A 14,552-nucleotide genomic window follows, 5' to 3' on the forward strand; every position below is an offset into this window, starting at 1 on the left:
AGGCGCGCGCGTCGTCCCATAACAAGCGGCACAAGGGCGCATGCGGCAATGCTCCCAACATCGAGGAGTTGAGAATTCATGGCCGATCTGATCGTCGTCTATTGGCGCGATATCCCTGCGCAGGTCATCGTCAAGAAAGGCCGGCAGAACGCCAAGCGCGAGTTGCCGCTGCGCTTCACCGAGGCGATCGACATGTGCGCCATGCGCACGGGCGCCGGCGGCACCGACGATTACCTCGCCGAATGGCGTAAGGCCGATCCGGTTCCGGTCGGCGACGACATCGAAGCCGAGGTCGAGAAGGCCTACCAGGAACTCGATACGAAATATGACCGCGAGCGGCTGGTCGCTCTGGTCAAGGCTGGCGGGAAAGAAAATGTCTGAGAAGCAGCCGGCGGTCACCCAGGCGACCCTGGTCAAGAAGGCGGCGCCGAAGTCCGACTACAAGCCTGCGGACGTGTCGCCGCAACGCCGCGTTCAGCGCACTTTTGCCGTGAGGTTGTGGTCCATCCGCCATTCGCGACTGCTCGAATGGTTTTATGGCAGGTTCGCCGATGTCTTCCTGCTCTTGCATCCTTTGTGGAAGGGCATCGGCTACGGCCGCGTCGAAGCGCCGGTGAAATTCGTCGAGAAACGCGTCAAGGGCTTCATGTTCGACTGCCGCATGTGCGGCCAGTGCGTGCTCTCCTCCACTGGCATGTCGTGCCCGATGAACTGCCCGAAGCAGCTGCGCAACGGCCCGTGCGGCGGCGTGCGCGCCAACGGCAATTGCGAGGTCGAGCCGGACATGCCCTGCGTCTGGGTCAAGGCCTGGGAAGGCTCCCGCAACATGAAGCATGGCGACAAGATCCTCACCGTGCAGAAGCCGGTCGATCAGTCGCTGCGCGAAACCTCGGCCTGGCTCAGGGTGACCGCGCAGGCGGCCGCGGCGCGTGAAGCCGCCCAGAACCCGCAGAACCCCGGAGCTTCAGCATGAGCATCCGCCACCAGCGCGACGAGAACCCGGCCGGCGTTCACCTGCCGCTCGATCACCTGCCCGGCCATTCGTCGCGCGGTCGGTTGGAGCGCGTGCTGCGCCGCGGCGAGTTCGCGGTGACGACCGAGCTCAACCCGCCCGACAGCGCCGACCCGGAAGACGTCTACAACCGCGCCAAGATCTTCGACGGTTGGGTCGACGCCATCAACGCGGTCGACGCCTCCGGCGCCAACTGCCACATGTCTTCGGTCGGCATCTGCGCGCTTTTGACCCGCATGGGCTACGCCCCGATCATGCAGATCGCGTGCCGCGACAAGAACCGCATCGCCATTCAGGGCGACGTGCTGGGCGGGGCGGCAATGGGCGTCGCCAACATGCTCTGCCTCACCGGCGACGGCGTGCAGGCCGGCGATCAGCCGGGCGCCAAGCCGGTCTTCGACCTCGATTCCATGTCGCTGCTCGAAACCATCCGCATCATGCGCGACAACGGCAAGTTCCTGTCCGGCCGCAAGCTGACGACGCCGCCGCAGGTCTTCCTCGGTGCTGCCGTAAACCCCTTCGCGCCGCCTTACGATTTCCGTCCCATCCATCTCGGCAAGAAGATTGCCGCCGGCGCGCAATTCGTGCAGACGCAATATTGCTTCGATGTGCCGATGTTCCGAAACTTCATGCAAAAGGCGCGCGACCTCGGCCACACCGAAAAAGTCTTCATCCTGTGCGGCGTCGGGCCGCTCGCCTCTGCCAAGACCGCCAAATGGATCCGCTCCAACGTGCCGGGCATCCATATCCCCGATGCGGTGATCAAGCGGCTCGAAGGCGCGCAGGACCAGAAGAAGGAAGGCAAGCAGCTCTGCATCGACATCATCAACGAGGTGAAGGAAATTCCGGGCGTCGCCGGCGTCCATGTGATGGCCTACCGCCAGGAAGAGTATGTCGCCGAGATCGTCGATGAATCCGGCGTGCTGAAAGGCCGCCAGCCCTGGAAACGGGAGATCCGCCGCGACGACCAGATCGTCGCGGAGCGGCTCGACCACATACTGCACGACGAGATTACCGAAACCCAGGTCGACATGGTGAAGACCGCGCATTGATGTATGTCGCCCAAAAGTGAGAACCGGTTTGGGGCAACGACATAAATGAACTTAAAGTCCAAGGCGCGGCCGGCACCCGTCCGCTTGAACAAGACCAGATAACGATATAAAGAACTCTTTATATCCCGACGGAGAGATTGCATGACCCGCACCATCGTCGCCTCGGCGACCCGAGAAATCGTCATCGGCTTCGATCAGCCCTTCTGCGTGATCGGCGAGCGCATCAACCCGACCGGCCGCAAGAAGCTGGCCGCCGAGATGGTGGCCGGCAACTTCGAGACCGTCATCAAGGATGCGCTGGAACAGGCCGCCTGCGGCGCCACCATGCTCGACGTCAATGCCGGCGTCACCGCCGTCGACCCCAATGCGACCGAGCCGGCGCTTTTGGTGCAGACGCTGGAGATCGTGCAGAACCTGGTCGATCTGCCGCTGTCGATCGACTCTTCGGTGACCGCCGCGATCGAGGCGGCGCTGAAGGTCGCCAAGGGCCGCCCGCTGGTCAACTCCGTCACCGGCGAGGAAGAGAAGCTCGAAGCCATCCTGCCGCTGGTCAAGAAATACAACGTTCCGGTCGTCGCCATCTCAAATGACGAGACCGGCATCTCGATGGATCCGGACGTCCGCTTCGCGGTCGCCAAGAAGATCGTTGAGCGCTGCGCCGATCACGGCATTCCCGCGCATGACGTCGTCGTCGATCCGCTGGTGATGCCGATCGGCGCGCTGGGCGATGCCGGCCGCCAGGTGTTCGCATTGCTGCGCCGGCTGCGCGAGGAGCTCAAGGTCAACACCACGTGCGGCCTTTCCAACATCTCGTTCGGCTTGCCGCATCGCCACGGCATCAACGCCGCCTTCATCCCGATGGTGATCGGCGCCGGCATGACGAGCGCCATCATGAACCCGGTCCGCCCGCAGGAGATGGAGGCCGTGCGCGGCGCCAACGTGCTCAACGGCACCGACGAGAACTGCACCAACTGGATCCGCACCTACAAGGACTACAAGCCGGCCGAAGGCGGCCATGCGGTCGCGGCTCCGGTCGCGGTCACCGCCCCTGGCGATGGCGCCGCCGCTGCCGGCGGGCGTCGCCGCGGCGGTCGTGAAGCCCGCATGGCCAGGGGGTAAGCGCGCAATCGTGAGCCGCATTGCAAACAGCCCTGATCCGGTCGCATCGTCGATGCGGTCGGAGAAGTCTGCTTTGCGGTCAGGCGACGCCCAATATGGCGTCGAACAAGGCCATTCCAGCCCAGGATCCGAAGATGCCTGTGCCGCCGCCGACGATGACATCATCGTCGTAGGCGGGCCAGAATGCGTGGAGCAGGAGCGCTCCGACGATCGCGCCGAGAATTCCGGAGGCCAGATATTGCGGATTGCGCAGCCATGGGCCTTTGAGCACGCGCACCATGGTGAAAGCGGTGAAGATGGCGGGCAGCAGAATATCCGACATGTTTGGCCCCTGGACCAACGTACACTCCACCCAACAGTAAAACGATCCGTTAAACGGTATCGGCAATTGCCATCGAGACGCGTGCCAGCATGAATCCCCCGCCCAACATCACCGATCCGCTTGTGCTGTTCATGCCGTCAGGCAAGCGCGGGCGGTTTCCCGTTGGCACGCCGGTGCTGGACGCCGCGCGCCAGCTCGGCGTCTATGTCGAGAGCGTGTGCGGCGGCCGCGCCACTTGCGGGCGCTGCCAGATCGAGGTGCAGGAAGGCAATTTCGCCAAGCACAAGATCGTCTCTGCCAACGACCACATCTCGCCCAAGGGCGCCAAGGAAGAGCGCTACGAGCGCGTGCGCGGCCTGCCCGAGCGCCGCCGCCTCTCCTGCTCGGCGCAGATTCTCGGCGACCTCGTCATTGACGTGCCGCAGGACACGGTCATCAACGCCCAGACCATCCGCAAGGCAGCCGACACCAGGGTTATCGCTCGCGATACGGCAATCCGCATGTGCTATGTCGAGATTGAAGAGCCCGACATGCACAAGCCGCTCGGCGACCTCGACCGACTCAAGATCGCCTTGATGAAGGACTGGGGTTTCAAGAACGTCGAGTTCGACTTCTATCTCATGCCGCAAGTGCAGGGCATTCTGCGCAAGGGCAATTGGACCGCCACCGCCGCCATCCACAAGGATGCGGACAGCGACATCGCGCGCGTCATCGCGCTGTGGCCAGGCCTGAAGAACGAGGCCTACGGGCTCGCCTGCGACATCGGCTCGACGACCATCGCCATGCATCTCGTGTCGCTGCTGTCGGGCCGCGTCGCCGCGTCTTCCGGCACCTCCAATCCGCAGATCCGCTTCGGCGAGGATCTGATGAGCCGCGTCTCCTACGTGATGATGAACCCGGACGGCCGCGAGGGCATGACGGTCGCCGTGCGCGAGGCCGTTTCCGGACTGGTCGACAAGGTCTGTGCGGAAGGCAATGTCCAGCGCAACGACATCCTCGACGCGGTGTTCGTCGGCAATCCGATCATGCATCATCTGTTTCTCGGCATCGATCCGACCGAGCTCGGCGGCGCGCCGTTCGCGCTCGCCATTTCCGGCGCCGTGCGCATCAAGGCCTCCGAACTCGGCTTGAAACTGAACCAGGGCGCGCGCCTTTATATGCTCCCTTGTATCGCCGGCCATGTCGGCGCCGACGCAGCCGCGGTCACGCTCTCCGAGGGTCCGCACCGCCAGGACGAGATGATGCTGATCGTCGACGTTGGCACCAATGCCGAGATCGTGCTCGGCAACAGCACGCGCGTCGTTGCGGCCTCCTCTCCCACCGGCCCGGCCTTCGAGGGCGCCGAGATTTCCGGCGGCCAGCGCGCGGCGCCCGGCGCCATCGAGCGCGTGCGCATCGATCCCGACACGCTTGAGCCGCGCTACCGGGTCATCGGTTCGGAGCTCTGGTCGGATCAGCCGGGCTTTGCCGAAAGCGTGCAGGCGACCGGCGTCACCGGCATTTGCGGCTCCGGCATCATCGAAGTGGTGGCCGAGATGTATCTCGCCGGTATCATCTCCGAGGACGGCGTCGTCGACGGATCGCTTGGCGCGCGCTCGCCGCGCATCGTCGCCAACGGCCGCACCTTCTCCTATGTGCTGAAGGACGGCGAGCCGAAGATCACCATCACCCAGAACGACGTGCGCGCCATCCAGCTCGCCAAGGCGGCGCTCTACGCCGGCACCAAGCTGTTGATGGAAAAGCAGCACACCGACCATGTCGACCGCATCCATTTCGCCGGTGCCTTCGGTTCTTTCATCGACCCGAAATACGCCATGGTGCTGGGGCTCATTCCCGATTGCGATCTCGACAAGGTCTCGGCCGTCGGCAACGCCGCCGGCGCCGGCGCGCGCATGGCGCTCCTCAATCGCGGCTACCGCCGTGAGATCGAGGAGACGGTGAGCAGGATCGAAAAGATCGAAACCGCGCTGGAACCAAAATTCCAGGAGCACTTCGTCTACGCCATGGCCCTGCCGAACAAGGTCGACCCTTTCCCGAAGCTCGCGGCCGCAGTGAAGCTGCCGCCGCGCAAGACGGTCGGCGAGGACGGCACCGCAGGCGACGCCACCCCGCGCCGGCGCTCGCGCGAGGAACGGGCGGCGCGGCGTGGGCGCGAATAGGGTCCCCTTCGCCCGACGCCTCTCTTTAGTTCGTATGCATGCAAATGTTTCCGGATCCATCTATCCGGAAACCGGAACGCTGTTTTCGTGAAATCCGCCGGAAACATGCCGGGCGCATTTAGCCCGCCAGCGAAGGGCTGGCGCGAAATGTCTTCGAGCCGGCGCGACCTTCCGGAGGAACCCACTATGTCGATGTTCGATAACCTCGGCCGCTTCGGCGTGACCATCAGGCAGGCTCATGCCCGGAGCAAGGCGATCCGCGCGCTCAACGACCTGCCCGTGCATGTGCAGAAGGATATCGGCTGGCCGGCTTCGCCGCCGAGCGACCCGCAGGCAGCCCTGCACGCGCTGCTCCTGGGAACCGCCCGCTGATGACCTTCGCCGACAAATGTAAGCTGCTCGGCAAGCGCCGAGGCCGGCAAGCGGCCTCGGCGATCGACGACAACAAGTTGCGCGCCGCGCTGCTGCCAGGGCGCCGTTGACGCGACCGCCGTCGCATCACGCCGATGTGCCCGCTGCGAACCTTGACATTTTCAACCTAACTACAATCTTCGCATAGCAGGGGGAATTTCTCTTAGTCGGCTCGACCGATCCGTGTTCCGTATGCCCAGTTTGAAAAGCCACGTCGTTTCGTTCATTCTCAGGCACAGCCGCAAGAAGGCCTTTTCCAGTCCCGAGAATCTGCAGCGCTGGATCGCCTACGCCCGCAAGACCGAAGACTATCATCCGCCGGCTCTTCTGAAGGCGCGGCTGGATATCGCCGAGACCAGCGTCGATGGTTTCCCCGTCTATGAGATCGCACCGAAATCGGGCGAGCGCCGGCGTATCCTCTATTTGCATGGCGGCGCCTTCGTCTTTCAGATCACGTCCTATCACTGGGTGCTGATTGCCGAGATGGCGGAGCGGCTGGGCTTCGGCATCACCGTGCCGATCTATCCGATCGCGCCGGAGTACAATTTCCATGACATGTTCGGCATGGTCGGCGACGTCTACCGGCGCATGCTGCTAGAGACCGATGCCGAGAACATCGTCTTCATGGGCGATTCCGCCGGCGGCAACATGGCAGTCGTGCTCACCATGATGGCCGCCGAGGAAGGCCTGCCCTCGCCGGCGCGCCACGTGCTGATCTCGCCCGGCCTCGATATGTCCTTGTCCAATCCGGAAGTGTTCGAAGCCGAACGCAACGACCCCTGGCTGGGCATCCCCGGCGGGCTCGAGGCGATCCGGCTCTACAGCGCCGGCATCGACCGCTCCGACTGGCACATCAGCCCGCTCTACGGCGATCTCTCGGTGCTGCCGAAGACGCTGCTGCTCACCGGCTCGCGCGACCTGCTCAGCCCCGACAATCTGATCTTCGCCGAAAGGGCGCGCGCCGCAGGCGTCGAGGTCGATGTCGTCTACGAGGAAGGCATGTTCCATGTCTGGCCGCTGATCGATATGCCTGAAGCGCGGCGCGCACGTGACAGCATCGTCGACTTCCTCACAGCCGAGATCGTACCGCAGCGAGCCCATGCATCGCGCCGAACCACTTATGCGGCGCGACCTGCGCCGGCGGCCGAATAGCTCAGAACTTGCCGGTTTCCCGGAACAGTTCGAAGGTCGCGCGGATGTGGTCGGCAACCGCCTTCACCGGCGCGCTGGCATCGGGTGCCACCACCATGGCGAGATTGTAGGTGCCGATATCGGGCATGCCGTCCTTGGCGCCTAGCGAAACCATCTCGTCACCGAGGAAGGACTTCGGCAGCGGCGCGACGGCAAGGTCGGCCATGATGGCGGCGCGCTGGCCGGCGGTATGAGCGCTCATATAGGCGATGCGGTAGTTGCGACCTTCCCGGCCGAGCGCTTCCAGGGCGCCGGCCCGCCAGGCGCAGCCTTCTTCCCAAAGCGAAACCGGCAGCGGTTCGCGCAGGTGCGCGCAACCGCCCTTGGCGCCGGCCCAGACGATCGGTTCGGTTAGCAGCACCTCGGCGCCGACCGCGCTGGTCTTGTAGGAATTGGTGAGCAACGTGATGTCGAGCGCACGGTCGTCCATGCGGCGGCGCAGATTGACGCTCTGGTCGATGGTGACGTCGACGGCGATCGACGGATGCGATTGCGCGAAGCGCTTCAACACGTGGGGCAGCACGCGCTCGCCATAGTCGTCCGGAGAGCCAAGCCTGACCACACCGACAATGTCGGGAATGATGAACTTCGACACCACTTCGCGGTTGATCGACAAAAGCCGCCGGGCATAGCCGAGAAGCATCTCGCCGTCCGTGGTCAGCGTCACCGAGCGCGCGTCGCGCGCGAAGACGGAACGGCCGAGAATGTCTTCGAGCTTCTTGATCTGCATGGAGACGGCCGAGGGGGTGCGGAACACCGCATTGGCGGCGGTGGTGAAGCTGCCGGTCTCGGCGATCGCCACGAAGGTGCGCAGCACGTCGAGATCGAGCAGCGGCAAAGGATGGTTGAGTGGGGCGTTCATCGGAGCTTGCCTTCAATTTTTCTGATGCAAATGATCATTCCATTTCGTTTGATTGAACATCACTTCGAGCGCATAGTCAACTCGATCGATGCAGGGTGCTGCCAAAAGCAGCCATCGAACGACCATGATACAGGCCTGCACTCGACATGAAATGAAGCTGAAACAGACCTGACGTAACCAATTGCCGGGCGCCTCCCTGCCCGAATCGAGGAGAAATAAAATGTCTATCCTGTCGTCTATCGGTCGGCTCGCGACCGAATTCAGTGCCGCCCGCGCTCGCTACCAGACCGAACGCGCAATCCATGCGCTGCCGATCGAACTGCAGAAGGATATCGGCTGGCCGGAAGCCGCCGATGCCAAGACTGGATTGCGCTACGGCGTGGGAACCTGGGCCGGAGCCAAGTAAATAAGTGTGCATCACGTGCTAAGGGCCTGCCGCGTGTCAGACCGGCAGGCCCTTTTGTTTGTACTCAAATGACTTTTCCAGCCATGCGGCCGTCGCATGACGCATATGAAGCACTCGCATAGCGACGTCCGTTTCGAATTAAAGCGCTGTAACTAATAGTAAATTTCGAGCGCAGAGCTCAAAAAAGTCGCATGGGATGTCGCTTTTCATAACAAGCGCTTCGTTTTTGCGATTTAGTTTTGGCTGGAGCAGGCCTATATCACCGCCAGCAAAAACGAGCTGCCCCACTCCATCAAGCGAAGGCGACCCGTCTGAGCAACCAAATGGAGATGATGATGAAGCTCTTTGCCCGCCTGTTCCCCCGTCGCGAAATGAACCTGACGACCGCTCTTGAGCGTCAGCGTCTTGCCAAGACCATGCCCGGCCAGACCGGCGCCATGGCTGCCGCTCGCCTCGGCTTCGTTGCCTGACACAGCAGTTTCGAACGGCACCTGGTTGCCGTCGCGCTGAGTGAAATTCAACGTCGCCCGGCTCCGCCGTGGCGGCGTTTTTCTTCTGACGGCGCATTCGTTGGAACCTGAAGTAGCAACCTTCAGTCTCGCGCCATCGACGATTGCCCGTTTGCGACCCGTGTCGCAAATTTAATCGTCGCTTAGCCGTCTAGCCGATTGACAGGAATGATTTTTCCTGATGTCGCTATGCTATTAGCGACATTCTGTTCGCGTCATGGCCGCGTGAGGTTTCCCGTGAATGCCGTCAAGCACCCGATCAAGAGATCGTTTGTGTTCTTCCTCATCCCCGACTTCACCATGATCGCCTTCGCAACGGCGCTCGACCCGCTCCGCTCGGCCAACCGGATGCTCGGCTACGAGGCCTATAGCTGGCGCCTGGCCAGTATCGACGGCAAGCCCGTGCGCGCGTCGAACGGCGTCGAATGCGCCGTCAATACCTCGCTCGAGGAAGAGCGCAGGAAGATGGCCGGGCCGGACCGCCCGAACATGGCGATCGTTTGCAGCGGCATGAATGTCGAGCGCTATCATAACAAGTCGGCCTTCGCCTGGCTGCGCGAGGAATACAACCGCGGCGTCGCCGTGGGCGGCCTGTGCACCGGCGCGCACATCCTGGCGGCCGCGGGCCTGCTCTCCAACAAGCGCTGCGCCATCCATTGGGAAAACCTGCCCGGCTTCTCGGAGGCCTTTCCCAAGGCCAATGTCTTCGCCGACCTCTTCGAGATCGACCAGAATGTCTACACCTGCGCAGGCGGCACCGCGGCGCTGGACATGATGCTGAAGCTGATCGGCGACGACTTTGACGAAAGCCTCGTCAACCGCGTCTGCGAGCAGGTGCTGACCGACCGCGTGCGCAGCCCGACGGATCGCCAGCGCCTGCCGCTGCGCGCCCGTCTCGGTGTGCAGAATTCCAAGGTGCTGACCATCATTGAATTGATGGAGGCGAACCTCTCCGAGCCGCTGTCGCTGATCGAGATCGCCGACCATGTCGATCTGTCGCGCCGGCAGATCGAGCGCCTCTTCCGCACCGAGATGGGCCGCTCGCCTGCCCGCTATTATCTCGAGATCCGGCTCGACCGCGCCAGGCATTTGCTCATCCAGTCGTCGCTGCCCGTGGTGGAAGTGGCTGTCGCCTGCGGTTTCGTCTCGGCCTCGCACTTCTCCAAATGCTACCGCGAGCTCTATGCCCGCTCGCCGCAGCAGGAGCGCGTCGACCGCAAGCAGTTGCTGGCCGCCTAAGCGACAAGGCTACGAAAACCTACGGCGGCTGCGCGGTCCGTATCGCCTCAATGCGGATGTCTTCGGTCAACTGCGCCTTCAGCGCCGAGAATTCCGGGCTGGTTTTCAGCCTGGCGTTATGACCGCTCGCCGGTTTGACGACCTCAATATCGGTCGCAATAGCACTCCGCGGACGAGATGCGGTCGTTCCAGCCGGAACCTCCGAAATCGCGGACCCTGCGATTGAGCTCGATCGAGCGGCCGCGCCTTCCTGCATTCTCATAGGCGACAAGCGTGCAGCCCCGCCGCACCAGCACCGAGGAAACGCGGTCGTTCCAGAAGCCGCCCCGGAAATTGACGGCGTCGTCAGGACCCATTGCAAGCGAGCGCCCGCGGAAGTTCGCATTCTCGAACAGCACGCAGGCGGCCTCGCCGTAAAATTGGGCGCTGGCGCTTCCGGCAAATATTGTCGACGCAAGCGCCGCTAGGATGACCAAACGTTTCATGCAATATTTCCTCATTTCATCGCGTTGCGCGATGGCGCGGGCCCGATCACATTTTGCCATTGTGCTACACGAGGAAGCAAGTCCGAACCCCGCTCCGGCGGAGCTTGCCGACCGTCACCGGCTATCCATCATCCAGCCGCGGTTGCGCCACATCTTCTCACCGGCCAGGCAATCGGCGGCCGGCCTGTCGTCGGCAAGCACGACCGGCGGGTGAGCCGCCTCTTCTGCCGCCCATTGCCGCGAGGCCGGGCCGGCGAGCTCGAGCACCAGCTTGCGGCGGATCGCTTCAGGGAATTGCGTCCAGTCGTTGACCGGGATCATGAAGGCGCCCGGCCCGCCGATCACGCAGTCGCTGTAGTAGCGGTCGAGATTGGCGACGTCGAAGGCGCCGCCGTACCCGCCCCTTGTCATCAGCGGCAGTCCATTGATGGTGATGCCCTGCCTCACCACCTCGTCGCGCGTGATGTCGACCGGCGCGCCCTGGTTGTTGGGTCCGTCGCCCGAAACGTCGATGACGCGCTTGGTCCCCTGAAAGCCGCTTTCGGCGAAAAGGTCGCTGCCGAAGGCCAGCGCGCCGGAGATCGAAGTACGTCGCGCGCTGTCCGGCGGACGTGCGTTCATCTGCGCAACGATCCGTTCGGCGTCGGCGCGATTGGCAATCGCTGTCCACGGTACGACGACCCGCTGCCATCTGGTGCCGGCCCACTCGACATAGGTGACCGCGATCTTGCCGTGGACGCCGTCGGCGATGGCCTTGAGCACGTTGTCATCCGTCAGTGCCGCCGCATAGCCACGGCGCTGGATCTCGAGTTCGGCCGGCGACATGGAGAGCGAAACATCGACTGCGAGCACCAGCTCGACATCTACCGGCTCTATCGCACTCGATCGCGTGGGCGGGCCGAGGAGCAGCGCCAGCGCGGCGGCGCCGGAAAGCCAATGCCTTGTTCGGCCCAAAGCGGACATGACGCAACGGTAAGCGATCATCGCGCATGAACAAAGCAAAAAGGCCCGGCGTCGACCGGGCCTTCCACCAATCCGGACGAACGCGCGCTCGCTTAGCTGCGCGGCTTGAGATTCTCCGGGTCGTAAAGCGGCTTGTAGCCGACGCCGGCCACCTCGACCGGATAGGTCTCGCCGAAATACTCCACCTGCAGCTTGCGACCTTCCTGGCAGCAGGCCCAGGGCAGATAGGCGAGCGCGATGTTCTTGCCGATGGTCGGGCCGTAGGCGACCGACGTGGTGAAGGAGCGCCGGCCGAGCTCGTCGACCAGCGTCTCGCCGGTCGCGGGATCCTGCACTGGCATGATGCCGACCGGATAGCGCGCGACGCCCTTGGAATCGGTGTTCTCGGTCATCACCAGCGTGCAGAGCATAGCCGGCTGATGCTCGCGGGCGCGATATTCCAGGTGCTTGGCCTTGCCGCAGAAGTCGTTCTCCTTGACCTTCGGGCGGGCAAGATCTGCCTCGAGCAGATTGTATTCGGTCAAGAGGTCGGCGTTCTGCAGCCGCAGGCTCTTCTCCATGCGGCGCGTGTTGGCGTAGGTCTCGACGCCGAACGGCATGACACCGGTCGAGCGCAGCGCGTCCCAGACGGCGAGCCCGTCCTCATAGCGCATATGCAGTTCCCAGCCCTGCTCGCCGACATAGGAGATGCGGAAGGCGGTGACGTCCTTGCCGCCGATCCTGATCGGCTTGATCGCCGCGAACGGGAAATTCTCCGGCGTCAGCCCGTTCGGGTCCTCGACCACCTTCTGCAGGGTCGTGCGCGCATTCGGCCCCCAGATGCCGATGGTGACGTATTTTTCGGTGACGTCGGTGACAGTGACATCGAAACCTTTGTCCTGCGCGGTGCGCTGCATGTAGCGGAAGTCGCGCGGCCCGGCGTCGGCGCCGTCGATCACGCGGCAGCGATCGGCCATGCGGATCACGGTGAAGTCGGCGCGCACCATGCCTTCCTCGTCGAGGAAGTGGGTGTAGATGCCCTTGCCAATATTGTTGTCGCCGCCGATCTTGGCCGCGCACAGCCATTCCAGCAGCGCGACATGGTCCGGCCCTTCCACGTCGTACATCGAAAAATGCGAGAGGTTGACGATGCCGCAATCCTCGCTCATCGCCAGATGCTCGGCATTGGAGACGCGCCAGAAATGGCGGTTGTCCCACTCATTCTCGCGCACCGGGACGCGGTTGGCGTATTTTTCCAGGAGATGCTCGTTGGCGGCATAGCCATGGGCGCGCTCCCAGCCGCCCAGCTCCATGAAGTAGCCGCCGAGTTCCTTCTCGCGCTCCCAGAACGGCGAGCGGCGGATGTTGCGGCCCTTGGAGAACGGCTCGCGCGGATGCACCGCCGGATTGTAGACCTTCATCGCCGTCTCGGTGCAGCGATCCCAGATGAACTCTTCTTTCGTCTGGTGCGGGTAGAAGCGCGCATAGTCGATGGCGTGATGATCGATCGCGGTGCGGCCGTCGGTCATCCAGTCGGCGATCAGCTTGCCCATACCCGGGCCGTCCTTGACCCAGATGGCGACGGCGTACCAGAGGCCCCTGACCTTCTGGCTTTCGCCCATCGAAGGCCCGCCATCGGTCGTCACCTGCAGCAGCCCGTTGAAGGAATGGCCTTCATTGTAGCCGAGCTCGCCGAGGATCGGCGTCAGTTCCATGGCGCGCTCCAGCGGCGCCATGATCTGCTCCATGTCGAGGTCGCGCTGCGAGGGCGAGAGCCGCGCCTGGTCTTTTTCCAGCAGGTCGCGCGGATGGCAAAGGCGCGGATTGGTCTCCTCGTAATAGCCCCATTCGATCTGCCCGCCCTCCGCGGTCTTGGGATCCCCGGTGTCGCGCATATAGGCCGAGTTGCCCTGGTCGCGCAGCAGCGGCCAGCCGATCTCCTTGCCGGTGCCGGCGAACTCGTTATACGGGCCGAAGAAGGTCAGCGGGTGGTCGATCGGCATGACCGGCAGGTCTTCGCCGACCAGTGCCGCGGTCAGCCGGCCCCAAATGCCGGTGCAGACGATCACATAATCGGCTTCGATCGTGCCGCGCTCGGTCACGACGCCCTTGATGCGGCCGTTCTCGACGATCAGGTCCTTGGCCGAGGTGTTGGCGAAAGCCCGGAGTTTGCCGGAAGCGACACCCTGGTCGACGAGCTTGCCGGCCACCGTCTGCGAGCGCGGGATGACGAGACCGGCGTCGGGGTCCCACAACCCGCCCTGCACAAGATGCTCCTCGATCAGCGGGAACTTCTGCTTGATCTCGGCCGGCTCGATCAGGCGCGCGCGGGTGCCGAATGCCTTGGCGGAAGCAATCTTGCGCTTGATCTCGTCCATGCGGCCATCGTCGCCGACGCGCGCGACTTCGAGGCCGCCGATGCGCGCGTAATGCCCTATCTTCTCGTAGAAATCGATGGAATAGAGCGTCGTCCAGCAGGAGAGAAAATCGTGGCTGGTCGTGTAGCAGAAGTCCGAGGCATGCGCGGTCGAGCCGACATCGGTCGGGATGCCCGACTTGTCGATGCCCACGATGTCGTCCCAACCGCGCTCGATCAGGTGATGGGCGACCGACGCGCCGACAATACCGCCAAGACCGACGATGACGACCTTCGCCTTTTTCGGAAACTCTGCCATGCCCGCGACTCCAAAGTGCTAAAGCGGGCGCGCCGGCGCCCGTTCGAATTGCGCCAGAATATGCAGAGGACGCAGATTGAGCTACCGCCTGTTTGCGACACATCGCGGATGCCGCGCGACCCGCCGCGCCGGCTCGGCTCCACATGCGATTTCGCTCAGGCGAAAACC

15 protein-coding genes are annotated in these 14,552 nt (G+C 63.6%); 9 read left to right on the plus strand and 6 right to left on the minus strand.

Annotation, left to right across the window (positions count from 1 at the left end):
• Nucleotides 1-78: 78 nt before the first annotated feature.
• The 4 genes from P9254_RS03725 to P9254_RS03740 all read left to right on the plus strand — a co-directional run bounded on the left by P9254_RS03725 (nt 79) and on the right by P9254_RS03740 (nt 3,183).
• The gene (locus tag P9254_RS03725) at nt 79-381 is read left to right on the plus strand and encodes a virulence factor (RefSeq protein WP_066999671.1); all 303 of its coding nucleotides are present in this window, start codon (nt 79-81) and stop codon (nt 379-381) included.
• Nucleotides 374-973, plus strand: coding sequence for a methylenetetrahydrofolate reductase C-terminal domain-containing protein (locus P9254_RS03730; protein WP_066999668.1), 600 nt, complete (start codon nt 374-376; stop codon nt 971-973). Before P9254_RS03725 ends, P9254_RS03730 begins: the two co-directional genes overlap by 8 nt.
• Nucleotides 970-2,064: a methylenetetrahydrofolate reductase gene (locus tag P9254_RS03735; RefSeq protein WP_278053686.1), complete on the plus strand. Its 1,095-nt coding sequence runs from the start codon at nt 970-972 to the stop codon at nt 2,062-2,064. Before P9254_RS03730 ends, P9254_RS03735 begins: the two co-directional genes overlap by 4 nt.
• A 141-nt stretch (nt 2,065-2,205) precedes the next feature.
• Complete coding sequence (locus P9254_RS03740; RefSeq protein WP_095778498.1) at nt 2,206-3,183, plus strand: methyltetrahydrofolate cobalamin methyltransferase; 978 nt, start codon at nt 2,206-2,208, stop codon at nt 3,181-3,183.
• A 79-nt stretch (nt 3,184-3,262) separates the two neighbouring features.
• Here P9254_RS03740 and P9254_RS03745 read toward each other — a convergent pair whose 3' ends face one another.
• Nucleotides 3,263-3,505: a hypothetical protein gene (locus tag P9254_RS03745; protein WP_245299687.1), complete on the minus strand. Its 243-nt coding sequence runs from the start codon at nt 3,503-3,505 to the stop codon at nt 3,263-3,265.
• Nucleotides 3,506-3,594: 89 nt separating this feature from the next.
• Here P9254_RS03745 and P9254_RS03750 point away from each other — a divergent pair, with 89 nt between their 5' ends.
• The 3 genes from P9254_RS03750 (at nt 3,595) to P9254_RS03760 (ending at nt 7,227) form a co-directional block, all read left to right on the plus strand.
• A complete protein-coding gene (locus P9254_RS03750; RefSeq protein WP_278053685.1) occupies nt 3,595-5,664 on the plus strand; it encodes an ASKHA domain-containing protein in 2,070 nt (689 codons plus the stop codon).
• A 186-nt stretch (nt 5,665-5,850) separates the two neighbouring features.
• Nucleotides 5,851-6,036 (plus strand): hypothetical protein, encoded by a 186-nt coding sequence (locus P9254_RS03755; RefSeq protein ID WP_067329623.1) that lies wholly within the window; start codon nt 5,851-5,853, stop codon nt 6,034-6,036.
• Between the two features lie 231 nt (nt 6,037-6,267).
• A complete protein-coding gene (locus P9254_RS03760; protein ID WP_278053684.1) occupies nt 6,268-7,227 on the plus strand; it encodes an alpha/beta hydrolase in 960 nt (319 codons plus the stop codon).
• A gap of 1 nt (nt 7,228) precedes the next feature.
• Here P9254_RS03760 and P9254_RS03765 read toward each other — a convergent pair whose 3' ends face one another.
• The gene (locus P9254_RS03765) at nt 7,229-8,128 is read right to left on the minus strand and encodes a LysR substrate-binding domain-containing protein (RefSeq protein WP_066999645.1); all 900 of its coding nucleotides are present in this window, start codon (nt 8,126-8,128) and stop codon (nt 7,229-7,231) included.
• 220 nt (nt 8,129-8,348) lie between these two features.
• Here P9254_RS03765 and P9254_RS03770 point away from each other — a divergent pair, with 220 nt between their 5' ends.
• Nucleotides 8,349-8,534: a hypothetical protein gene (locus P9254_RS03770; protein ID WP_066999640.1), complete on the plus strand. Its 186-nt coding sequence runs from the start codon at nt 8,349-8,351 to the stop codon at nt 8,532-8,534.
• Nucleotides 8,535-8,788: 254 nt separating this feature from the next.
• Here the strand turns inward: P9254_RS03770 and P9254_RS03775 are convergent, their stop codons facing one another.
• Nucleotides 8,789-9,055 carry a hypothetical protein gene (locus P9254_RS03775; RefSeq protein WP_164747539.1) on the minus strand — a complete coding sequence of 89 codons (267 nt, stop codon included), beginning with the start codon at nt 9,053-9,055 and terminating at the stop codon, nt 8,789-8,791.
• 288 nt (nt 9,056-9,343) lie between these two features.
• On the opposite strand from P9254_RS03775, the gene P9254_RS03780 reads away from it, so the two are divergent.
• Nucleotides 9,344-10,282 (plus strand): GlxA family transcriptional regulator, encoded by a 939-nt coding sequence (locus P9254_RS03780; protein WP_348626470.1) that lies wholly within the window; start codon nt 9,344-9,346, stop codon nt 10,280-10,282.
• Between the two features lie 143 nt (nt 10,283-10,425).
• Here P9254_RS03780 and P9254_RS03785 read toward each other — a convergent pair whose 3' ends face one another.
• The 3 genes from P9254_RS03785 to P9254_RS03795 form a co-directional block, all read right to left on the minus strand.
• A complete protein-coding gene (locus P9254_RS03785; protein WP_067000849.1) occupies nt 10,426-10,767 on the minus strand; it encodes a peptidase inhibitor family I36 protein in 342 nt (113 codons plus the stop codon).
• 114 nt (nt 10,768-10,881) lie between these two features.
• Entirely contained in the window at nt 10,882-11,730 is an 849-nt protein-coding gene (locus P9254_RS03790) for a DUF1194 domain-containing protein (RefSeq protein ID WP_095825683.1), read from the minus strand.
• Nucleotides 11,731-11,822: 92 nt separating this feature from the next.
• The gene (locus P9254_RS03795; protein ID WP_278053683.1) at nt 11,823-14,384 is read right to left on the minus strand and encodes a GcvT family protein; all 2,562 of its coding nucleotides are present in this window, start codon (nt 14,382-14,384) and stop codon (nt 11,823-11,825) included.
• Between the last annotated feature and the right edge of the window lie 168 nt (nt 14,385-14,552).

Origin of the sequence: Mesorhizobium sp. WSM4983 (assembly GCF_029625765.1) — a bacterium.
Lineage (GTDB): Bacteria > Pseudomonadota > Alphaproteobacteria > Rhizobiales > Rhizobiaceae > Mesorhizobium.